The organism is Lacisediminihabitans sp., assembly GCF_043726815.1.
Taxonomy (GTDB): Bacteria; Actinomycetota; Actinomycetes; order Actinomycetales; family Microbacteriaceae; genus Lacisediminihabitans.
Window position 1 is genome coordinate 1 of sequence record NZ_JAYSJZ010000031.1, and the last position, 21,780, is coordinate 21,780.

Consider the following 21,780-nt stretch of genomic DNA (forward strand, 5'->3'; position numbering starts at 1 on the left):
TAGAACGTGCTGACCGTCTTGCCGTGCACCGCGTACGGGCTGATCACCTGGACGGGAGCACGGTGGCCATCGACGTGGTCGGCGCCGTCCTGGGTGTCGTCTTCGGCGACGAAGATCGCCGAGTCCTTCCAGTACAGGGAGTGCGAGATCTCATCGACGATCTTGCCGACCGCGAGGTCGTTGTCGGCGACCTGGGCCTCCGGGTCGGCCGTGCCGCCCGTGTGGTCGCTCGACAGCCACACCATGTTGAAGTTGGACGGACCGTTCTTCTCGAAGTCCTGTTTCCAGGTCTGGTAGCGGTAGATGTCCGGTATCGCCAGGTCGAACGGTGCGGCATTCGGATCCGTGATCGCGTTGAGCGACGGGATGACGGAGCTGCCGTGCAGCTGCAGTGACGGAGCGAACAGCTGGGCCGCGTCACCGCCCGCCATGACGTCCTTCGCCGTGCAGTAGTACTTCTGCCAGGTCGCATCGGCAGGCTTGCCCTCGCCGTACTCGAACTCGCCGAAGTTGCGTGCGGTCTTGCCGGCGGACTGGATCGGGTTCCAGAGGAAACCGGAGCGCTGGTGGCCCAGCACGTCTTCCTCCGTGTCGTAGGAGCGGGTGTACTCGCCCGCGCTGGTCTCGGTGTAGGCCGGGTTGTCGCCCTGCATGAGCCAGTTGTGGCCTTCGGCCGAGTTCGTGCCGATGTCGTACGTGTTGTCGTACAGGCCGAACTGGGTCGCCAGCGCGTGCTGGTTCGGGGTGACCTTTTGACCGAACTGCGCCAGCGACGGGTCGCCGTTGCCCTGCTTCATGTCGCCGTAGAGCTGGTCGTAGCTGCGGTTCTCCTTGACCAGGAGGAACACGTGCTTGATGGCCGACGGATCCCCGATGCGCTTCGGGATCGCAACGACCGGCTGGTTTTCGCCCTGGCTGGCCTGGGTCTGCAGCACCGAGCTGGCATCCCAACCGTTCTGCGTGAATACGGCCGCGGTGTACTTCTGGATCTGCTTGTCGCTGGGCAGGGTGAACCGGGTGAGCGACGCGGTGGTCGAGTGGGTTCCGTGGCCCGTCGCAGGAAGGGTGCCCTGCCCCTTGTTGTAGGTGATCGCCGGGCCGCGGGCATCGATACCGCGCGTGTTGGTGACCACGATCTGGCCCTTCACTGCGGTGACGTTCTCGGGGAAGTAGTCGGTCGGAAGGAGCCCGATGTAGCTGGCCGGGTCGCGCGGGTCCTTCTTGTTGACCTTGTAGACCGCGATGGCGTTGGCGCGACCAAGGGAAACCAGCAGGTGGTCACCCTGCATGGTGATCGCGGTCGGCTGATAACCGGTCTTCGACGAGGCCCACGGCTGCGTCGCGATAGTCTGCATGACCGTGCCAGTCTTCGTGTCGATGACCGAGAGCGTGTCGCTGTTCGTGTTGGCCACGTACAGGGTGGTGCCGTCGAGGTACATCGCCGTCGGGTGGAGTTGGACGGGGATGGACGAGACCGGAGTCGATGGGTTCGCCGTGTCGATGACGCTGACCGTGCCTGTCGTGGAGGTCCCCAGAGTGGTGTCGGCGGGCACCTGAGTGCCGTAGGAGCCCATTGTCGGGTCGCCCACGACGGCCTGGCGGCCGCCCTCGTTCGAAACGTAGAGCGTGTTGCCGACGAACTTCAGCTGGCGCGGCGCGATGCCGACGGCGAAGGTCTGCTTGATCGTGCCCGCGGCCGCGTCGATCGCGATTACCGTGTTCTGGCCGTTGACGGCGGCGTAGAGAGTCGACCCGTCGGCGGAGAAGGCCATGCCGGCTGTCAGCGATTGGAGGCCACCCGTGGTCGGGATGCTTATCGCGGTGCCGGCGCCGAGCGAGCCGTCGGCGTTGAACGGGTACCGCACGATGCCGGTAGCGACCGGGGAGAAGAGGAACTTCCCGTCGGGGGAGAAGATCGGGCCCTCCTGGCCGACCGTGCCATCGGAGATCTTGAGGTAGGTCATGTTCCCGTAGCCAGCCTTGGTCGCCGCGGTTGCGAACGACGCGGCGGCGAGGGTCCCGGCCGCGGCGACCGGCTTGTACGTGCTCAGGTCGAAAACTTGCAGGTCGACCGAGCGATCGGCGCTGGTTCCGACGAGGTAGCGGCCATTCGGGCTGACGACCGAGCCCATGAGCTTGCCGAACGGCGTCATCAGACGGTCGCCGATGGGCTGGATCATCTGGTTGGAGGCGATCTGTTCCCCGCCGTTGTACTGGGTTCCGACCTGTTGGGTGCCGAAAGCGAGCGTCGACGCGGTGGCGATGCCGCCGCCCAGCAGAGCAAGCGCGCAGCCCGCCGCGGTGACGGTAAGGATGCGGTGTCCCTTCGCTACCGAGGAGAGACGGCGCAGGCCGGACTGCCAGCGCCGAGGAGAATTACTGTTCATGTGCATACCTGTTTCCGGAGTTTGTGTTGCTGAGAACGCAGACCCGCGACGATGTCGACGGGTGCTCGTACCGGTGATGCGGCCTCGTTACGGCCCAAGTACTGACACTGACATGGCCCCCAAAGGGGGGCAAACAAACAGCCGATGAACGGCTGGGGTCGTCTCGAAGACCGCCCGCCGAGAAGGATGGTCGAGGAGGTTCACCTCGGGCGCAATGGCCAACGGCCACCCGTGCCGGCGCCGTGTCCCCGAGTCGTGACTTGGCTTGAGGCCACTACTTTGAGGGCATGGCTCTCTTCGGCATTGTGATCGTCGGCGCCATCGCTTGCGCAATGGTCGCGGTTAGCGTCGGGAAGCGCCCGCGATTGCGTCAGTACCTTGTCTTGGCGGCCATCCTGGGAAATTCGCGAACCTCTACCGGGCGATGGGTGAGTCGGTCGAGGGTACGTTGGGAGACGTGACTACTCGTAATGGGCACATCGCCCTGATCACCGCCGGTGTGATCGCTCTGATCGTTGGCGGAGTGTGGGTCGGGCAGGGCTTGAATCTGATCCCGGGAAGTTTCATGACAGGGAGCCGCATGTGGCTTGCCATCGGGCTCATCATCGCCATCGTCGGCATCATCATGATTGTGGTCGGCCTACGCCGACCAGGGCGCGGCCGCACGACCAGGTGAGACTCCATCCGTGGCGACCCCGGATGGCGCGCCGACGCACGCAAGACGAGCCGCCACCGCGACAGATCTAGGGGCTGTCTACTGGGTGACGGCGGGTTCGAAGTGTTGGCCCCGAAGTCAACGAGGCACCATGGGCAACGCCGGCAGCGCCCCTACTCTCTGCCGTCCTCGAGCGGGATGAGCATGGTGCGGAACGGGCCCGCAACGGCGTGGAGGTCCCAAATGCGATCGGCGACGTCGTCGATGCCATTGACAAGCTGGAGCTGAGGAATGCCTCCCGGGATCACGAGTTGCGCGACCCGGATGCCCTCACCCTCGAGTGCGTCGTGGAGCATCTCACCGTAGGCGCTCTCGGCCGGGAACGCGACCGATGTGCCAGCGAAGCCGGCGCGTGCCTTCACCGAGGTTCCGCCGTTGACCAGGATGACGCTGCCGCCTCCGGCCTGTCGCATCGCCGGTAGGACGGTACGCACCGCGTGAATGAGCCCGAGAGCCGAGAACTGCAGTGCCTCCAGCGCCAGTTCCGGAGTCAGGTCGAGCACCGGCTTCAGGTATTCACGCGACGGGAGCGGGCTGTACTGCAAAGTAGTGATGGGTCCCAGCTCTGCCGCTGCACGCGCAAGGGCCTCCTCGAGTGCGGCCGGTACCAGCACGTTCGCGGCGTAACCGCGCGCGGTCAAGCCGCCGGCATTGAGCTCGGCGGCCATGTCGTCGAGCTTCGACTGGTTCCTCGAGATCAGGGCGATCGAGAAGCCTTCGCGCCCGAATCTTCGCGCCACTGCCGCTCCGAGTCCCGGTCCGGCTCCGATGATGGCGATGACAGGCACGATGGGTTCCTCCGATTGACGATGTTGCTTCGACCATAGCGCGACCGGGCTGGGCGACAGGTGCCAACGTCAAAGCCGTGCAGCGGATGCTCGGACACGCCTCCGCCGCGGTCACTCTCGACGTCTATTCAGACCTGTTCGACAGTGACCTGGATGCCGTTTCAAGGGCCCTCGATCACGCCATCGTCGAATCAACTGTTGCCAAAACGTTGCCACTGGACGGATCTGCGGAAGGAGGAGAAAAACGAACTGGACTCTGACCAGCGTTTTTGTGTGGTGCCCCCAGGCAGATTCGAACTGCCGCCCCTGCCTCCGGAGGGCAGTGCTCTATCCCCTGAGCTATGGGGGCCAGGGTCAAGAGACAAGGCTACCAGCCGCCGGGGGACACGAACGTATGCTGGCAGCATGACCGACGAGTCCTGGCGCGTTCGACTGCGCGCGCTTCGCGCGTTTGGCGGCGAACTGCCCGCGTTTGCCCCGGATGCCGCCCCCGAGAATCCGCTCGCCCTGTTTTCGGAGTGGCTCGATTTGGCGATCGACTCGGGAGTGTCGCAGCCACACGCGATGGCGATCGCGACCTCGGGCGGCGAAGGGGCGCCATCCGCTCGCACCCTCCTGCTCAAGGATCTCGATGCGCACTCCTTCTGGTTCGCCACGATGTCCACGAGCCAGAAGGGGAGGGAGCTCGCCGCGAATCCGCACGCCGCCCTGCTCTTCTACTGGCGCGAGCAGGGGAGACAGGTGCGGGTGACCGGGGATGCCGAGGCCGGTCCGCGCGCGCTCAGCGAGTCGGACTTTCTGCAGCGCAGCCCGAATGCGCGGGTCGTCGCGTCGGCGGGCAACCAGAGTGACGTGCTGCCCGGACTGGACGAGTTCGACGCCGCGGTGGCGGAGTCGCGGCGGGCGATCGAGGCGGATCCGGGATTCGTGCCCGAGGGCTGGACAGCCTACCGACTACGCCCGGTTGAGATCGAGTTCTGGCAGGCCACCCGCGACCGTGACCAGATCCGCCTGCGGTACACCCGGCAGGGCGAAGGCTGGACGCGCGAGTTGCTCTGGCCGTAGGGCGAGCGCCCGGTGTGGCGAGGGTCATGCACGGGGAGGAAACGCCGGCATGGGAGGATCGACGGATGCTGCGCAACGTCTCCGCCCGACTCGAACTCGACATTTCCGGCCGCTCCGACCTGGTGCTGAGCCTCGCCGTGGCGCAGGGCGCCGAGCTCAACAGTGAACGGCTGTCGATAGCCCTGAACGGCACTCCCATCGAGCCGCAGGAGATCGTGGACCGGCACGGTTCGCGGCTGCACACCCTGCAGAGCGACGCCGGCCGGATGACCATCGAGTACTCCGCCGAGGTGGTCGGCCAGGCCGAGCCGGCGGCGATCGACGAGCTCGACCGCATCATCTACCTGCGCCCGAGCCGGTATTGCGAGTCGGACACCCTGCTGCCGACCGCGCGCTCCGAGTTCGCCGGCATCCAGGGTCTGGAACTCCTCGCGGCGGTGGGCGCGTGGGTGCAAGAACGGCTCTACTACGTGCCCGGCTCGAGCCGGGTGACGGATGGTGCGGTCGGCACCCTCTTGGCCCGCCAGGGCGTCTGCCGCGACTACGCCCACCTGGTGATCGCGCTACTGCGCGCGCTCGACGTGCCGGCCCGCATGGTGGCCGTCTACGCGCCGGGTCTCAGCCCGATGGACTTCCACGCCGTGGCAGAGGCGTTCATCGACGGCCAGTGGCACGCCGTGGACGCGACAGGGCTCGCCCCGCGGCAGAGCCTCGTGCGGATCTCCACCGGCCGGGACGCCGCCGACATCGCGTTTCTCACCAACCACTGGGCCAATCTCACCCTGCGTGAGCTGACGGTGCTCGCCATCGTCGACGTGCTGCCGATCGACGACCCGCTGCGGCTCGCCGAGATCCGCTAGCTGTACTGCCCAGGGATGCATGGTGGGGTTTACCCCGGGCCCGCCTGTCCCCGCCACTGCGGCATTCCCTCGCCCCTGGCACGCGCTGTGCAGGACGGCTCGGGCGTCAACGGGTGTCCACCCCGCAGACTCCAGTTGTGCAGGACGGCCCTACCGGCGCGGGCGGCATATCTAGAGGGCTGCCGACGGCCACACGCGAACGTCCGTAATGGAGTTTCGAGTCAGAGCAGCATCAGCGTAGGGACAGGAGGCACACCCAATCAACCAACCTGCCTGGGCAGTACCACTAGCGCAGCTGCGCGACCGCGGCGGCCACGAGGGTTCGGCCATCCGCTCCGCTGCCGAAGTCCGCCGCGCCCCCGAAGAAGACGGATGTGGCCACGAGCCAGTAGGTGCCGGTGAACACGTCGAGTCGGCCGGTTCCGCCGCTCGAGGAGAAAAACGCAGACTGGCCGATGCCCGCCACCGCGGTACCGGCGCCAGCGCTGGCCTTGAGCTCCGCGAGCGCGGCCGACCCGGGCCGCGCGACGGCGATGGTGACCTTGTCGCCGCTGGTCTGGTTGGTCCAGTCGCACGCGACCCCCTTGGCCGCGACGGCCTTGGCAGTGGGCGTGCCGCCGCCCGGGGTGAAGCTCGCGTCGAGGCCGAAGTTGGGGTTGAAGTCGTACATCGTCTGGGGCGAGACGAGCGTGTTGCAGCCGATGGTCACTGCCTGCGCGGGGGTGCCCGCGGTGGGGGTCGGGCTCGGCGAGGCGGGCGCACCGGTGGGCGTCGGGGTCGGCGAGGGCGAGACGCTGGCGCTGGCGGTGGGGGAGGAACTCGATCCCGAGGGCTTCGGTGTGCCGACGCAGCCCGTGAGGCCGACGACGGCGATGGCGATGCCCGCGAGCGTGACGAGCCGGCGACGGCGTGCGGCCGAAGTGGAAAACATGATGGACCCCCTGAAAGTCTCTGAAGCCATCTTCGCCGACAGTGAGGGCGACGCCAGCGGGGCGCGCCAGCAAGCCCGGATAGAATCGATGCTCGTGACCCCCGCCGAACTCTCCGCCAGCCTGCTCGCCATCGTCGAGGGAGCGCTCGAGCGACGCGGCGACGAAACGACCGCCGTCACGATCGACGACGTGCTGCTGGAGCGCCCCAAGAACCGGGAGCACGGCGACTGGTCATCGAACATCGCCATGAAGCTCGCCAAACCGCTCGGCACCAACCCGCGCGCGCTCGCCACGGAGATCGCCGACGGCATCCGGGCGATCGAGGGAGTCTCGGCGGTCGACGTGGCGGGTCCCGGCTTCATCAACATCAGCCTGGATGCTGCGGCGGCCGGCGCGCTCGCCAAGTCGATAGTCGAGCAGGGCGAGGACTACGGGCACGGCGACCTCTACGAGGGCGTCACGATCAACCTCGAGTTCGTCTCGGCCAACCCCACGGGCCCCATCCACCTCGGCGGCGTGCGCTGGGCCGCCGTGGGCGACAGCCTGGCCCGAATCTTCAAGGCCGAGGGTGGCATCGTCACCCGCGAGTACTACTTCAATGATCACGGCACCCAGATCGACCGGTTCGCCCGCAGCCTGGTCGCGAGCTACCTCGGCGAGCCGACGCCCGAAGACGGCTACGGCGGCCAGTACATCTCCGACATCGTCGACCGGGTCGTGGCGGGCTACCCGGGCGACCTCTCCGCTCTGCCCAGGGACGAGCAGCAGGAGGCATTCCGGGCCGCCGGCGTTGACCTGATGTTCGGCGACATCAAGCAGAGCCTGCACGACTTCGGCGTCGACTTCGACGTCTACTTCCACGAGAACCTGCTGCACGAGGGCGGGGACGTCGAGCGTGCGATCGCCCGCCTTCGGGACCTCGGGCACATCTACGAGGCGGATGGCGCCACCTGGTTGCGCACGACCGAGTTCGGCGACGACAAGGACCGCGTGGTGATCAAGAGCGACGGGGACGCCGCCTACATCTCCGGCGACCTCGCCTACTACCTCAACAAGCGTGAGCGCGGTTTCGAGCGCAACTTCATCATGCTCGGAGCCGACCACCACGGCTACGTGAAGCGGCTCATGGCCATGACCTCGGCGTTCGGCGACGTGCCGCGCGTCAACCTGGAGATTTTGATCGGCCAGATGGTCAATCTGCTCAAGGACGGCACGCCGCAACGGATGAGCAAGCGGGCCGGAACGGTCGTGGTGCTGGAGGACCTGGTGGAGGCCGTCGGCGTGGACGCTGCACGGTACGCGCTCGTGCGGTCGTCGAGCGACTCGCAGCTCGACGTTGACCTGGACCTGCTCACCCGGCGCACCAACGACAACCCGGTCTTCTATGTGCAGTACGCCCACGCGCGCACCCGCTCGGTCGCGAGGAACGCGGCGGCGAGCGGCGTCGAACGCACCGCATTCGACGCCTCCCTCCTCGACCACGAGTCCGAGGGCGAGCTGCTCGGCGTGCTCGCCGAGTTCCCCCGCGTGGTTCGCCAGGCGGCCGAACTTCGCGAGCCGCACCGCGTTGCGCGCTACGCGGAGGAGCTCGCCGGCGCCTATCACCGTTGGTACGACAACTGCCGGGTCACGCCCCTCGGGGACGAGCCGGTCACCGACCTGCACCGCACCCGCCTCTGGCTCAACGATGCGACGGGCACCGTGCTGCGCAACGCGCTCGGCCTGCTTGGCGTGAGCGCCCCGGAGCGGATGTAGTGAGCGACCACTCCACGGTTCCCCTCCCGCTACCGCCCGATCCAGTTGCCCCCCGCAAGCGTCGTCGCGGAGCGCTGATCTGGAGCGTTCTCGCGGCGATCCTCGTGGTGCTGGTGGTCGCATTGGTGGCCGTCGACGGCGCGGCGCGATCGTATGCCGGCACGCTCATTGAGAACAAGGTGCGGTCGTCGCTCTCCATTCCGGCGAGCACCCCGGTCGACGCCAAGGTCGGCGGCGCATCCGTGCTTCTGCAGCTGCTCGCCGGCAAGTTCGAGAGGGTCGACGTCTCGTCGAAGGGGCTCACGGTGGGGGCGCTCACCGGCGACGCCACGCTCACGGCCACTGGCATCCCGATCGACCAGAGCAAGCCCATCGATCACGCGAGGCTCGAGTTCACCGTTGACGAGACCCAGCTGAAGACGCTCGTCGGCACCGTCGCCGGCATCCCGGTCAACTCCCTCTCGGTGCGCTCGGGGGCGATCGCCCTCGCCACCACGATCACGGTGCTCGGCATCGGCATCCCCGTCACGGTGGCCGTCGCCCCGTCGGCGGTCGACGGGGAACTCACGCTCACGCCGAAGTCGGTGACGTTCAACGGGCAGACCCTCTCTCCGGCCGACCTGCGCAAGACCTTCGGCTCCCTCGCCGACACACTTCTTCGCACCCAGAAGATCTGCGTCGCGCAATTCCTGCCCAAGTCGCTTGTGCTCGACGCCGTGACGGTGAGCGGCTCGAACGTGGCCCTGGCAGTGTCGGCCGACAAGGTCACCCTGAACAGCGACCTTTTCGCGACAAAGGGCGTGTGTGCCTCCAAGTAATAGGATTCAGGGGGCTTGCATCCACCCGCTCCGGCGCGCTCGCCCCATCTTCCCGCCGGCCAGCCCCGAGGTTTCCCAGTGACAGTCAATCCGCTTGCCCCATCGTGGCTCGCCCATCCGGCCGACGCGAACGCGCTCGCGCCCGGGCTCTGGTCGCACGGCACGACGCGCTCGGCGTCGGGGGAGATCGAGGTGGCCGGGGTCGCCGTGTCCGATCTCGCCGCCCGCTTCGGCACGCCTCTGTTCGTGGTCGACGAGGCGGATGTGCGGTCGAGGGCCGCGTTGGTACGGGAGTCGTTCGACCGAGAGTTCGCTCGCATCGGGTCGGCGGCGAAGGTGTACTACGCGGGAAAGGCGTTCCTCTCCACCGAGGTCGCCCGCTGGGTGAGCGAGGCCGGCCTCTACATCGACGTGTGCAGCGGTGGCGAACTCGCCGTCGCCCTCGCCGCGGGGGTCGACCCGGCCAGGCTCGGATTCCACGGCAACAACAAGTCGGTGGCCGAGATCGAGCGGGCCGTGGCCTGCGGGGTCGGCGTGATCGTGATCGACAGCGACATCGAGATCGAGCGGGTCGCGGATGCCGCGGCTCGCCATTCCCGAGTGCAGCCGGTTCGGGTGCGCCTCAACAGCGGAGTCCACGCCCACACCCACGAGTACCTGGCCACCGCGCGGGAGGACCAGAAGTTCGGCATCGCGCTCGCCGACGCACCGACCGCCGTCGCCGCGATCCGATCGCACTCCTCGCTCGACTTCCTCGGCCTGCACTCGCACATCGGGTCGCAGATCTTCGAGTCCGACGGCTTCGCCGAGGCGGCCAGACGCCTGCTCGCGCTGCAGGCCCTCCTTCTCGAAGGCGGCCCGGTTCCCGAACTCAACCTCGGGGGCGGGTTCGGCATCGCCTACACCAGCGCCGAGACCGCGCTGCCGCTCGACGAGATCGCCACGACCTTCGCGGACATCGTGGCCGGGGAGTGCGCGAGGCTCGGCATCCCCGTGCCGGTCGTGGCCATCGAGCCGGGCCGGGCGATCGTCGGGCCATCCACCCTCACCCTCTACGAGGTCGGCACGGTGAAGGACGTGCTCGTCTCCGGCGACGGCACATCTCCGGTGATCCGGCGCTACGTGAGTGTCGACGGCGGCATGAGCGACAACATCCGGCCCGCCCTCTACAGCGCAGACTACTCGGTTCGCCTGGCCGGCCGTAGCTCGAACGCCGAGCCCGCGCTCGTACGCATCGCCGGAAAGCACTGCGAGAGCGGCGACATCGTCGTGCGCGACGATTACCTGCCCGGGGACGTGCGCCCGGGAGACCTCGTGGCGGTGCCGGCGACCGGCGCCTACTGCTGGTCGATGGCCAGCAACTACAACTACCTGGGTCGGCCGCCGGTCGTCGCCGTGCGCGACGGCGAGGCGCGCGTGATCGTGCGCGGCGAGACCGAGGCAGACCTTCTCTCCCGGGATGCGGGCATCCTGGCAACGAACGGAGCACGATGATCGAGTACCGCAACCTCAGGGTCGCCCTCCTGGGCGCAGGATCCGTCGGCGCCCAGGTGGCCTCGCTGCTGCTCGAGCACGGAGACGAGCTCGCCAACCGGGCCGGCGCCGGGCTCGAACTGGTGGGGGTCGCCGTACGCGACCTCGACGCTCCCCGCACCGCGAACATCCCGCGGGAACTCCTCACGACGGACGCCGAGTCCCTGATCCTCGGGGCGGACATCGTGATCGAGCTGATGGGCGGCCTCGAGCCTGCGCGCACCTACATCCTGCAGGCGCTCACCTCGGGGGCCGACGTGATCACCGGCAACAAGGCGCTGCTCGCCACGCACGGTCCGGAACTGTTCGAGCTCGCCGAGCAGGTGGGCGCCCAGCTCTACTACGAGGCGGCCGTCGCCGGGGCGATCCCGATCATCCGGCCGCTGCGCGACAGCCTCGCCGGCGACCGCATCAAGCGCATCCTCGGCATCGTCAATGGCACCACCAACTTCATCCTCGACCGCATGGATACGGCGGGCGAGTCGCTCGAGGTGGCCCTGGCCACGGCGACCGAGCTGGGCTACGCCGAGAAGTCGGACCCGTCGGCCGACATCGAGGGCTTCGACGCTGCGCAGAAGACCGCGATCCTGGCCAGCCTCGCCTTCCACACCACGGTGCCGCTCGACGCGGTCTACCGCGAGGGCATCACCGCCATCACCATCGAGCAGGTCGACGCCGCCCGCAAGGCGGGCTACGTGATCAAGCTGCTGGCGATCTGCGAGCGCATGACGGATGCCGACGGCGTCGAGGGCGTCTCGGCCCGGGTGTACCCGGCGCTCGTACCCCGCAGTCATCCGCTCGCCGCCGTGCACGGCGCCAAGAACGCGGTGTTCATCGAGGCCGAGGCCGCCGGCGACCTCATGTTCTACGGCGCGGGCGCCGGGGGGATCGAGACGGCCTCCGCGGTGCTCGGCGACCTCGTGTCCGCCGCGCGCCGGCACGTGATCGGCGGACCGGGCGTGGCGGAGTCGACCCATGCCAACCTGCCCATCCTGCCGATCTCCCGGGTCATCACGCGCTACCAAATCACGCTTAGCGTCGTCGACCAGCCGGGGGTGCTCGCCGCGGTGGCGACGCTCTTCAGCGAACACGGGGTGTCCGTCGAGACTGTTACGCAGTCGGTCCAGGCGGGCGCAGACCCTGCCCAGCCCAGCGCTACCCTAGTTATCGGCACCCACGAGGCGTCGGAAGCCGATCTCGCCGCAACCGTCGCGGCACTCGAAACCAGCCAGGTCGTTCGAGCGGTCACGTCCGTACTCAGAGTAGAAGGATCCTAATGGCTCACCAGTGGCGCGGAGTTCTCCGCGAGTACGCAGACCGGCTCGACATCTCCGATGCGACCCCCATCGTCACCCTCGGCGAGGGCGGCACCCCGCTGCTGCCGGCTCCCGCGCTTTCCGCCCGCACCGGCGCGACGGTCTGGGTGAAGTACGAGGGGATGAATCCGACCGGGTCGTTCAAGGACCGCGGCATGACCATGGCAGTGTCCAAGGCGGTGGAGCACGGCGCGAAGGCGATCATCTGCGCGTCGACCGGCAACACCTCGGCGTCCGCCGCCGCCTACGCCGCGCACGCCGGCATCACCGCCGCCGTGCTCGTGCCCGAGGGCAAGATCGCGCTCGGCAAGCTCAGCCAGGCCATCGCGCACAACGCGGAGCTGCTCCAGGTGCAGGGCATCTTCGACGACTGCCTCGAGATCGCCAGGGACCTCGCGGCCAACTACCCGGTGCACCTCGTCAACTCCGTCAACAACGATCGCATCGAGGGCCAGAAGACCGCGGCCTTCGAGGTCGTCGAGGTGCTCGGGGACGCCCCGGACATCCACATCGTGCCGGTCGGCAACGCCGGCAACTACACGGCGTACTTCCGCGGCTACAGCGAGGAGCTGGCCCGCGGCGAGACCACCAAGCTTCCGCGCATGTTCGGCTTCCAGGCAGCCGGCAGTGCCCCGATCGTGCTCGGCCACGTGGTGAAGAACCCCGACACCATCGCGAGCGCTATCCGCATCGGCAACCCGGCATCGTGGGAGCTCGCCCTCGGGGCACGCGAGACCAGCAACGGCTACTTCGGCGCGATCTCCGACGAGCACATTCTCGAGGCCTACCGCATCCTCTCCGCCGAGGTCGGCATCTTCGTGGAGCCCGCATCGGCGATCAGCGTCGCCGGCCTGCTCGAGCGGGCGGCCGCCGGGCAGATCCCGCGCGGATCGACCGTGGTGCTCACGGTCACCGGCCACGGCCTGAAGGACCCGCAGTGGGCCCTTCGCACGGCCGACGGCTCCGACATCAAGCCCACCGTCGTGGCGAACGACACCGACGAGGTGGCCGGCGTGCTCGGCCTGTCCAAAGTCACGGCCTAGCGTTGCCGACCACAGCGGTCTTCGGGAGCGCCGGATGACGCCAGAGACTCCGGCCCCATCGGGATCGGCGCGATCACTCGCCGGTCGTTCGGTCACGGTCAAGGTGCCGGCGACCACGGCCAACCTCGGTCCCGGGTTCGACACGCTCGGACTCGCGCTCTCGCTGTACGACGAGCTCACCGTGACGGTGCGGCCCGAGCCGGGCGCCACGGTCGAGGTGATCGGCGTGGGGGCAGGCGAGGTGCCCACCGACGAGTCGAACCTCGTCGTCAAGGCGATCGCCTACACCTTCGCCGCGTACGGACATCCCCTTCCGGGACTCGACCTCGTGGCGCGCAACAACATCCCGCACGGCCGCGGCCTCGGCTCCTCCGGCGCCGCGATCGTCTCGGGAATCATGGCGGCGAAGGGCCTGCTCGAGGGAATCGTCGACATCGACTCCAACTCCCTGCTCGCTCTGGCGACGGCCATGGAGGGGCATCCGGACAACGTCGCGCCGGCCCTGTTCGGCGGCCTCACGATCGCCTGGACCTCGGATGCCGGCCCCCAGCACAAGAAGCTGATCGTGCACCGCGGCGTCTCGCCCCTCATCGCCGTGCCGGAGTCCACCATGTCTACCGAGCTGGCGCGCAGCCTGCGCCCGGCCTCCGTGCCGCACGAGGACGCGATCTTCAACGTCTCGCGGAGCGCCCTCCTCATCGCCGCCCTCATCCAGTCGCCCGAGCTGCTGCTCGCCGCGACCGAGGACAAGCTCCACCAGAGCTACCGCGCGAGCGCCATGCCAGACACCGAGTCACTGATCGGCGAATTGCGGGCCGCCGGGCTTCCGGCGGTGGTGTCGGGGGCCGGGCCGTCGATTCTGGTGCTCTGCAGCGACCCGGCCCAGAGGCTCGTCGCCGCGGAGCTCATCGCGCGCCACGAGGGCGCGCCGTGGCAGTCGCTCGTGCTGGCCGTAGACTTCAAAGGTGCTACAGTTTCACTGCACCCGGTAGATATCTCGGCTTAGCCGAAAGCCCCGGTTTGCACAATCACTAGCACTCGCTTCAATACTTTCCCTCACTGCGCAGCTTCTTAAAACAGCAGCGCGGACCCGGTGGAGAGTACGGACGACAAGCTCTCCCGCGAGCGTATCCCGCACCTCATCGGTGCGGACGCCGCGAGGGGAAAGGAACCCCCTCAGTGACTGACCTCACTGTCCGCGCCACCCGGCCGGACTCAAGCACAAACCTCTCCAGCCTTCGCCTCCCCGAGCTGTACGCTCTGGCAGCCGAGTTGGGCATGAGTGGTGCCTCCAAACTTCGTAAGGGAGAACTCGTGGACGCAATCACCGAGATCCAGAACAACAGCAAGACCGCGGCGGATGCCGAACCATCGACCGAGAATGCCCCGGTGACCGAGACGGTCGCCACTGACGTAGCGGCGCCCGAGACCGCAGCGACCGAGGTCGCCGCGGCTCCGGCCGCTCGCAAGCGCGCACCGCGGCGTGCGAGCACCTCCATCGTCGACGCCGGTTCCTCCACCGCCCCGATCATCGACGCCCCGGCCTTCGAGCCGGAGCCCGTCGCCAAGGCGGCGCCCAAGTCGGTCACCAGGCACGTCAACCGTGCGGCGAGCGGCATCGACCTCATTCCCGGCCAGGAGGCCGAGCGCGAGGCGCTCGCCGACGACGGCGATGGACAGCCGACCCGCAACTCCCGCAACCGCAACCGCAACCGTGGCGACCGCCAGCAGGAGACCGCCCGCGGCGAGCAGGAGTCAGACGACTCCGGGCGCACCAACAACCGCAACGCCAACCGTCAGCAGCAGGGTGACCGTCAGCAGCAGGGCGACCGCCAGCAGCAGGGCGACCGCCAGCAGCCGGGCGACCGTCAGCAGCCGAACAACCGCAACGGCAACGACCGCCAGCAGCAGCAGCTTCTGCAGGACGACGACGGCGAGCGCAGCGGACGCAACCGCTACCGCGACCGCAAGCGCCGCGGCCCGGGCGGAAACGACGACTTCGAGCCCGAGATCACCGAGGATGACGTGCTCATCCCGGTGGCCGGCATCCTCGACGTGCTCGACAACTACGCCTTCGTTCGCACCAGCGGCTACCTTCCGGGCAACAACGACGTCTACGTCTCGCTCGGCCAGGTGAAGAAATACAACCTCCGCAAGGGCGACGCCGTGGTGGGAGCGATCCGCCAGCCGCGCGACAACGACAACAGCGGTCGCCAGAAGTACAACGCGATCGTTAAGATCGACTCGATCAACGGGCTCCCCGTCGACCAGGCCGCCGATCGCGTCGAATTCGGCAAGCTCACGCCGCTCTACCCCTCGGAGCGTCTGCGCCTCGAGACCGAGCCGCAGAAGCTCACCACCCGCATCATCGACCTCGTGTCGCCGATCGGCAAGGGCCAGCGCGGCCTCATCGTCTCGCCGCCCAAGGCCGGCAAGACGCTCGTGCTCCAGGCCATCGCCAACGCCATCGCCAAGAACAATCCCGAGGTTCACCTCATGGTCGTTCTGGTCGACGAGCGTCCGGAAGAAGTCACCGACATGCAGCGCACGGTCAAGGGTGAGGTCATCGCCTCCACCTTCGACCGTCCGGCCGAAGACCACACGACCGTCGCGGAGCTCGCCATCGAGCGCGCGAAGCGGCTCGTCGAGCTCGGCCACGACGTGGTCGTGCTGCTCGACTCGATCACCCGCCTCGGCCGCGCGTACAACCTCGCGGCTCCGGCATCCGGGCGCATCCTCTCTGGAGGGGTCGACTCGTCTGCCCTCTACCCGCCGAAGCGTTTCTTCGGTGCGGCGCGCAACATCGAAGACGGCGGATCGCTCACCATCCTCGCCACCGCGCTCGTGGAGACCGGATCCAAGATGGACGAGGTCATCTTCGAGGAGTTCAAGGGCACCGGCAACATGGAGCTTCGCCTGTCCCGCCAGCTGGCGGACAAGCGCATCTTCCCCGCCGTTGACGTGAACGCCTCCGGCACGCGTCGCGAGGAGATGCTCATGGGCATCGACGAGACGAAGATCAACTGGAAGCTCCGCCGCGCTCTTGCGGGACTCGAGACCCAGCAGGCCCTCGAGCTCGTGCTCACGCAGCTCAAGGACACGACGAGCAACGTCGAGTTCCTGATGAAGATCCAGAAGTCGCTTCCGGGCGCATCGAGTACCAAAGAGGGCTAAGCAGCCATGGCAGACTCTGGCGTGTTCGAGTCGGTGAAGACGCTGCTGGTGGAGCACGAGGATCTCCAGGAGCAGCTCGCCGACCCCGAACTCCATTCCAACCCGGCCAAGTCGAAGAAGGTCAACCGGCGGTACGCCGAGCTGAGTCGCATCGTGGACGCCTACAACCGTTGGCTGAAACTCACCGACGACTTCGAGGCCGCGAGCGAGATGGCGGCGGAGGATGCGTCATTCGCCGAGGAGCTGCCCAACATCAAGGCCGAACTCGACACGATGGAGGAGCGCCTTCGCCGGCTGCTCATCCCGCGCGACGAGAACGACGGTCGTGACGTGATCATGGAGATCAAGATGGGGGAGGGCGGGGCAGAGTCCGCGCTCTTCGCCGGCGATCTGCTTCGCATGTACCTGCACTATGCCGAATCCAAGAAGTGGAAGACCGAGATCATCGAGCAGACCTCGAGCGATCTGGGCGGCATCAAGGATGTGCAGCTCGCCATCAAGGGCAACTCCTCCGATCCGGCCGAGGGCGTCTGGGCGCACCTCAAGTACGAGGGCGGAGTGCACCGCGTGCAGCGCGTTCCGGCCACCGAGTCGCAGGGCCGCATCCACACGTCGGCGGCCGGGGTGCTCGTGTTCCCGGAGGTCGACGAGCCGGAAGAGGTCGAGATCTCACCCAACGACCTCAAGATCGACGTCTACCGTTCGAGCGGCCCCGGCGGGCAGTCGGTGAACACCACCGACTCCGCCGTGCGCATCACCCATCTCCCCACCGGGATCGTGGTGGCGATGCAGAACGAGAAGTCGCAGCTGCAGAACCGCGAGGCCGGGATGCGCGTGCTCCGTGCCCGCGTGCTCGCTCGCCAGCAGGAGGAGATCGACGCCGCGGCCTCCGTCGTGCGCAAGAGCCAGATCCGCACCATGGATCGGTCCGAGCGCATCCGCACCTACAACTTCCCCGAGAACCGCATCGCGGATCACCGCACGGGCTACAAGGCCTACAACCTCGACGCCGTGATGAATGGCGCTCTCGACGCGGTGATCCAGTCGGACATCGACGCGGATGAGGAAGCCCGGCTCGCGATGCTCGGTTCCCCCGAGGAGTGACCGGCGCGCTCCGCTCGCTCTCGTCCGACCCGACCCTCCTGGCTGCTCACATGAATCCTGTTGTTAGCGTGGCAACTCTTCGCGACGACGGCGTCGAGCTGTTGGGGCGGGCGGGCGTGCCCACTCCTGACGTCGACACCGAGTTGCTGATCGGCCACGTGCTCGGTCTCAGTCGCGGCGAGGTGCAGGCGAAGGCGGTCATCGGCACCGCGGTGGCGGATGACGACGCGGTCGCCCTCCGGGCCGCGCTGGCCCGCCGGGCCGCCCGCGAACCGCTCCAGCACATCACCGGGACCGCTCCGTTCCGGTCGATGGAACTTGCCGTCGGACCGGGTGTCTTCGTGCCCAGGCCGGAGACGGAGGAGGTCGCCCAGTTCGCGATCGACGCGCTGCGCGTCGCGGCCGCCCCCGAGCCGATCGGGGTCGACCTGGGAACCGGCAGCGGGGCGATCGCCCTCGCGATGGCGACGGAGGTTCCGCACTCTCGCGTCTTCGGGGTCGAGAACTCGCCGCGCGCCTTCGTCTGGACCACCCAGAACTTCCGCGCCAGCGGGGCCGACAACGCGCGCGCCGTGTTCGTCGACCTGGCCGACGCCCTGCCCGACCTCGACGGCACGGTGGCCGTGGTCATCTCCAATCCGCCATACATCCCGGCCGGCGCCATCCCTCGTGACCCGGAGGTGCGGCTGTTCGATCCAGAGCACGCGCTCTACGGAGGCCCGGACGGGCTGGATGTCGTGCGCCAGGTCTCGCGCACGGCGGCGCGCCTGCTGCACCCGGGCGGCACCCTCGTGCTCGAGCACGGCGAGCTGCAGGGCGCCGCCATCGCCGCGCTGCTCACCGCGGACGGCTGGAACGCCGTCGCGACGCACCGCGACCTTCTCGGCCGCGACCGCGCCACCACCGCGCTCCGCTGACTGTCCAATCCGCAGCCCCTTCGCCCCCTTCCGAAATGCCCCCTTCCGAAATCCATGCATTCCTCGCCGACACGCCGGTGGGGTGACAGGACACGCCGAGGCTGGGGCAGAAATGCATGGATTTCGGAAGAGGGAAGGGGAAGGGCGGAAGGCGGGGGCGGCTAGAGCGACTCGCTGTCCGCCTTCGCCGCCGCCGCATCCCGCTCTCGGGCCTTCGCGACCAGCTCGGCCTCGCGCTTCCTGAGGTCGCGCAGTCTTGCCGCAGCCTCCCGTCGCGCCTTGGTCGCCTCGCGGACCGCCTTGTCGCGAGTCGGATAGGGCTCCACCGCGGCGACGGGGGTCGGCGGCCCGCCGGATTCGAGGTGCCCTTCGATGCCGTCGAGGAGCGTCTCGAGCCCGAACGCGAAGGAGTCGGTCTCCTCGTCCGTATAGACCCCGGATTGCACGAGCGGATAGAGCGACGGGAAGCGCTCCTCGCTCACGAGTTCCCGGAGGGCGTCCACATACGACGCGCCGGTGATGGTCCCCGTCGTCGCGCCGGCCTTCTTGGCGCGGGCGAAGCCACCGGTGATGCGGCCGACATTGGTGGCGTACCCGCTCAGCAGCAGGATGGACGACATTTTGTCCTGCTCGGACATGCCGACGTCCCGCAGCGCCTCCAGCGCCCAGTCGACGAGGCCGAGGCTGTTCGGGGTGAGCGGAACACCGGAGACCGGGATCTCGCCGAACCACGGATGCGCCTGGTACACATTGACGACTTGGGCGACCCAGCTCCTGAGCGCATCCCGCCAGCCCTGCTCGCCGACCGGACCCGGTATCGCCTCTGCGCCGACCGCATCCTGCATGAGGACCAGCAGGTCGTCTTTCGACGTTAGGTATCGATACAGCGACATGGTGGTGAACTCCAGCGAGTTCGCGACCCTGGCCATGGAGACGGCCCCGAGGCCCTCGGAGTCGGCGATGCCGATCGCCGCCTCGACGATGCGCTCGATGCTCAACTCGCGTCTCGGTCCCCGCTGCGGACGCTCGGCGACACCCCAGGCGAGGGCGACGCCGCTCGGGAGGCCGTACTCGACCGGATCGGCCACGGGCATCCTTTCGTCGAACGGAACGATTCCCGGCAAGTTTACGGTCGGGATGGGCTCAGGTGTGGCGCGGTAGCGGGACTGCGGGTCAGCGCGCGGTGCGGCGGTACAGGAGCACGGATGCCGCATAGCCGACGACGATGAAACCGACGATCCACGCCACGGCCGACCAGCCGGTGCCGCCGACATCCGTCCCGCTGAGCAGCCCGCGAGCAGTCTCGATGATTGGGGTGAACGGCTGGGTGCGCGCGAATCCCTGCAGCCAGTCCGGCATCGAGTCGATGGGCACAAACCCGCTCGACAGGTAGGGCAAGAACAGGAAGACGAAGTTCACACTCCCGGCGGCTTCGACGCTCAGGGCGAGGCCGGCGGCGCAACTGATCCAGGTGAAGCCCAGAATCGCGAGCACCAGGAAGCCGACCGCGGCGAGCCATCCACCGAGATCGGCGTGTGGGCGGAAGCCGAGGAGCAGTGCGACACCGATCACCACGGCGGTCGTCGCCAAGTTGCGGATGACACTCGACACGACGTGGCCGATCATCGGCGACGCGGCGAAGATCGGAAGGGTCTTGAACCGGTCGATTGTGCCGCTGGTCATGTCCTGCGCGACGGCGACCGCCGTCGACGCCGAGACGAATCCGACGCAGAGCACGAGGGTGCCGGGGACGACATAGTTGATGTAGTCGCCGTTTCCTTCGATCGCTCCGCCAAAGACGATGACGAACACAAGCATGATCGACACAGGGATGACCAGGGCCGTCACGAGGGAGTCGACGCTGCGAACGGTGCGACGAAGTTCCCGTGCGACCATTGCCCCGGCGTCGCCGAACGCGTGACTGACGGTGATTGCGAGCCCGATCGGGCGAGTCGTGACGGTGCTCATGCGGCGACCTCCCGGTCGGTCGAGACGACGGAACCCGTGAGGCTGAGGAACACGTCGTCGAGGGTGGGGGTGACGACGTGGATCGCGGTCACGGCGAGGTTGTGGTCCGCGGCGATCCCGAGAAGCCGGCGGATGGTGGCGACCGGGTCCGGGGCGGGCGCGCGTAGCGTGCGATTCCCGGCATCCAGAGCCGCCGACGCGCCAAAGTCCAGTCTGCTCGCGAGCTCGAAATTGGCGGCGTCGCCGAACACGAGCTCGACGTGGTCGCCGCTCAGCCGGGCCTTGAGCTCGGCCGGGGTCCCCTCGGCGACGATCCGTCCGCCATCGAGCACCGCGATCCGGTCCGCGAGTTGGTCGGCCTCCTCGAGGTGCTGGGTGGTGAGCAGGATGGTGGTCCCTCGGTTCGCGAGGTCTCGGACGACATCCCACGGCTGCACACGGCTGCGCGGATCTAGTCCCGTAGTCGGCTCGTCGAGGAACACGACCGGGGGAGCGGTAATGAGGCTGATGGCGAGGTCAAGACGTCGGCGCATCCCCCCGGAGTAGGTAGACACGGCGCGCCCGGCAGCGGCGACAAGATCGAACTGGTCGAGCAGTTGCGACGTGCGGATGCGGCGATCGCGTCTCGACAGGTGAGCGAGTCGGCACATCATGGCGAGGTTCTCCGCGCCGGTCTGAAACAGGTCGACGGCAGCGAACTGGCCGGTGAGGCCGATCGCCGAGCGGACACCGGCCGGGTCGGAGGTGAGGTCGTGCCCGGCGATCGTCACGGTGCCGCGATCGGGAGACACGAGAGTGGTGAGAACGTTGACCGTCGTCGTCTTGCCGGCACCGTTCGGTCCGAGCATGGCGAAGATCTCACCGCGGCCCACGGTGATGTCGAGATCCGCGAGCACGGGGACCCCTCGATAGCTCTTTGCGAGCCCGCGCACCGTGATCGCAGGGTGATGGGTATCCATTGGACTTCCTTTCCGTCGACGACGACTGGGTGTCATCAAGAACGTGTGTATCTAATACACATTGGTGTAGACCATACACAGTTAACCCGGACGGGTCAACGAATTATCGAGAGACGCCCGCATCGATTGGCAGACTCTGGCCTGTTCGAGTCGGTGAAGCCACTGCGGGTCGAGCAGCAGAACCTGGCGGAATCACTCGCCGACGCCGCGCTGCTCACCGCGGACGGCTGGAACGCCGTCGCGACGCACCGCGACCTTCTCGGCCGCGACCGCGCCACCACCGCGCTCCGCTGAGCCAGTGCTGCGCCGCCCCCATTGCCCCCTTCCGAAATGCCCCCTTCCGAAATCCATGCATTTCTCGCCGACACGCCGGTGGGGTGACATGACACGCCGAGGCTGGGGCAGAAATGCATGGATTTCGGAACAGGAAACACGGAACAGGAAAC

General features: G+C 67.9%; 19 protein-coding genes and 1 tRNA gene. 13 read left to right on the forward strand and 7 right to left on the reverse strand.

What is annotated here, in order from left to right; genetic code table 11:
- Window positions 1-2,387: phosphoesterase (locus ACHZD8_RS03205; protein WP_394768694.1), on the reverse strand; the 2,387-nt coding region annotated here is incomplete at its 3' end.
- A 457-nt stretch (window positions 2,388-2,844) separates the two neighbouring features.
- Between ACHZD8_RS03205 and ACHZD8_RS03210 the strand changes: the two genes are divergently transcribed.
- Entirely contained in the window at window positions 2,845-3,063 is a 219-nt protein-coding gene (locus ACHZD8_RS03210) for a hypothetical protein (RefSeq protein WP_394768695.1), read from the forward strand.
- Window positions 3,064-3,215: 152 nt separating this feature from the next.
- Here the strand turns inward: ACHZD8_RS03210 and ACHZD8_RS03215 are convergent, their stop codons facing one another.
- Both ACHZD8_RS03215 and ACHZD8_RS03220 read right to left on the reverse strand, forming a co-directional pair.
- Entirely contained in the window at window positions 3,216-3,890 is a 675-nt protein-coding gene (locus ACHZD8_RS03215; protein ID WP_394768696.1) for an SDR family NAD(P)-dependent oxidoreductase, read from the reverse strand.
- Between the two features lie 274 nt (window positions 3,891-4,164).
- Window positions 4,165-4,239: transfer RNA gene (locus ACHZD8_RS03220), tRNA-Arg, on the reverse strand.
- A 56-nt stretch (window positions 4,240-4,295) separates the two neighbouring features.
- Between ACHZD8_RS03220 and ACHZD8_RS03225 the strand changes: the two genes are divergently transcribed.
- Together ACHZD8_RS03225 and ACHZD8_RS03230 are read left to right on the forward strand one after the other, a co-directional pair.
- On the forward strand, window positions 4,296-4,955 hold the full coding sequence (locus tag ACHZD8_RS03225; protein ID WP_394768698.1) for a pyridoxal 5'-phosphate synthase: 660 nt from the start codon (window positions 4,296-4,298) through the stop codon (window positions 4,953-4,955).
- A gap of 65 nt (window positions 4,956-5,020) precedes the next feature.
- The gene (locus ACHZD8_RS03230) at window positions 5,021-5,815 is read left to right on the forward strand and encodes a transglutaminase family protein (protein ID WP_394768699.1); all 795 of its coding nucleotides are present in this window, start codon (window positions 5,021-5,023) and stop codon (window positions 5,813-5,815) included.
- A 286-nt stretch (window positions 5,816-6,101) separates the two neighbouring features.
- On the opposite strand, the gene ACHZD8_RS03235 is transcribed toward ACHZD8_RS03230, so the two are convergent.
- Window positions 6,102-6,746 carry an arginyl-tRNA synthetase gene (locus ACHZD8_RS03235; RefSeq protein WP_394768700.1) on the reverse strand — a complete coding sequence of 215 codons (645 nt, stop codon included), beginning with the start codon at window positions 6,744-6,746 and terminating at the stop codon, window positions 6,102-6,104.
- A gap of 94 nt (window positions 6,747-6,840) precedes the next feature.
- Here ACHZD8_RS03235 and argS point away from each other — a divergent pair, with 94 nt between their 5' ends.
- From argS to prmC, 9 genes are all read left to right on the forward strand, one after another.
- Window positions 6,841-8,502, forward strand: a complete 1,662-nt coding sequence (argS, locus tag ACHZD8_RS03240; RefSeq protein WP_394768701.1) for an arginine--tRNA ligase — start codon at window positions 6,841-6,843, stop codon at window positions 8,500-8,502.
- On the forward strand, window positions 8,502-9,320 hold the full coding sequence (locus tag ACHZD8_RS03245) for a DUF2993 domain-containing protein (RefSeq protein WP_394768702.1): 819 nt from the start codon (window positions 8,502-8,504) through the stop codon (window positions 9,318-9,320). Before argS ends, ACHZD8_RS03245 begins: the two co-directional genes overlap by 1 nt.
- 78 nt (window positions 9,321-9,398) lie before the next feature.
- Window positions 9,399-10,814 (forward strand): diaminopimelate decarboxylase, encoded by a 1,416-nt coding sequence (lysA, locus tag ACHZD8_RS03250; RefSeq protein WP_394768703.1) that lies wholly within the window; start codon window positions 9,399-9,401, stop codon window positions 10,812-10,814.
- Window positions 10,811-12,130, forward strand: coding sequence for a homoserine dehydrogenase (locus ACHZD8_RS03255; protein WP_394768704.1), 1,320 nt, complete (start codon window positions 10,811-10,813; stop codon window positions 12,128-12,130). The genes lysA and ACHZD8_RS03255 overlap by 4 nt, the downstream gene beginning before the upstream one ends.
- Window positions 12,130-13,212, forward strand: a complete 1,083-nt coding sequence (thrC, locus tag ACHZD8_RS03260) for a threonine synthase (RefSeq protein ID WP_394768705.1) — start codon at window positions 12,130-12,132, stop codon at window positions 13,210-13,212. Before ACHZD8_RS03255 ends, thrC begins: the two co-directional genes overlap by 1 nt.
- Before the next feature lie 34 nt (window positions 13,213-13,246).
- Window positions 13,247-14,218, forward strand: coding sequence for a homoserine kinase (thrB, locus tag ACHZD8_RS03265; protein WP_394768706.1), 972 nt, complete (start codon window positions 13,247-13,249; stop codon window positions 14,216-14,218).
- 173 nt (window positions 14,219-14,391) lie between these two features.
- Window positions 14,392-16,386 carry a transcription termination factor Rho gene (rho, locus tag ACHZD8_RS03270; protein ID WP_394768707.1) on the forward strand — a complete coding sequence of 665 codons (1,995 nt, stop codon included), beginning with the start codon at window positions 14,392-14,394 and terminating at the stop codon, window positions 16,384-16,386.
- Between the two features lie 21 nt (window positions 16,387-16,407).
- Window positions 16,408-17,490 (forward strand): peptide chain release factor 1, encoded by a 1,083-nt coding sequence (gene prfA / locus ACHZD8_RS03275; protein ID WP_394768723.1) that lies wholly within the window; start codon window positions 16,408-16,410, stop codon window positions 17,488-17,490.
- 50 nt (window positions 17,491-17,540) lie between these two features.
- Window positions 17,541-18,407 (forward strand): peptide chain release factor N(5)-glutamine methyltransferase, encoded by an 867-nt coding sequence (prmC, locus tag ACHZD8_RS03280; protein WP_394768708.1) that lies wholly within the window; start codon window positions 17,541-17,543, stop codon window positions 18,405-18,407.
- Between the two features lie 161 nt (window positions 18,408-18,568).
- Here prmC and ACHZD8_RS03285 read toward each other — a convergent pair whose 3' ends face one another.
- The 3 genes from ACHZD8_RS03285 to ACHZD8_RS03295 form a co-directional block, all read right to left on the reverse strand.
- A complete protein-coding gene (locus ACHZD8_RS03285; RefSeq protein ID WP_394768709.1) occupies window positions 18,569-19,495 on the reverse strand; it encodes a TetR/AcrR family transcriptional regulator in 927 nt (308 codons plus the stop codon).
- An 85-nt stretch (window positions 19,496-19,580) separates the two neighbouring features.
- Window positions 19,581-20,375 (reverse strand): ABC transporter permease, encoded by a 795-nt coding sequence (locus tag ACHZD8_RS03290; protein ID WP_394768710.1) that lies wholly within the window; start codon window positions 20,373-20,375, stop codon window positions 19,581-19,583.
- Window positions 20,372-21,334: an ATP-binding cassette domain-containing protein gene (locus ACHZD8_RS03295; protein ID WP_394768711.1), complete on the reverse strand. Its 963-nt coding sequence runs from the start codon at window positions 21,332-21,334 to the stop codon at window positions 20,372-20,374. The genes ACHZD8_RS03290 and ACHZD8_RS03295 overlap by 4 nt, the downstream gene beginning before the upstream one ends.
- Before the next feature lie 126 nt (window positions 21,335-21,460).
- Between ACHZD8_RS03295 and ACHZD8_RS03300 the strand changes: the two genes are divergently transcribed.
- Window positions 21,461-21,628 (forward strand): hypothetical protein, encoded by a 168-nt coding sequence (locus tag ACHZD8_RS03300; RefSeq protein ID WP_394768712.1) that lies wholly within the window; start codon window positions 21,461-21,463, stop codon window positions 21,626-21,628.
- Window positions 21,629-21,780: the final 152 nt, after the last annotated feature.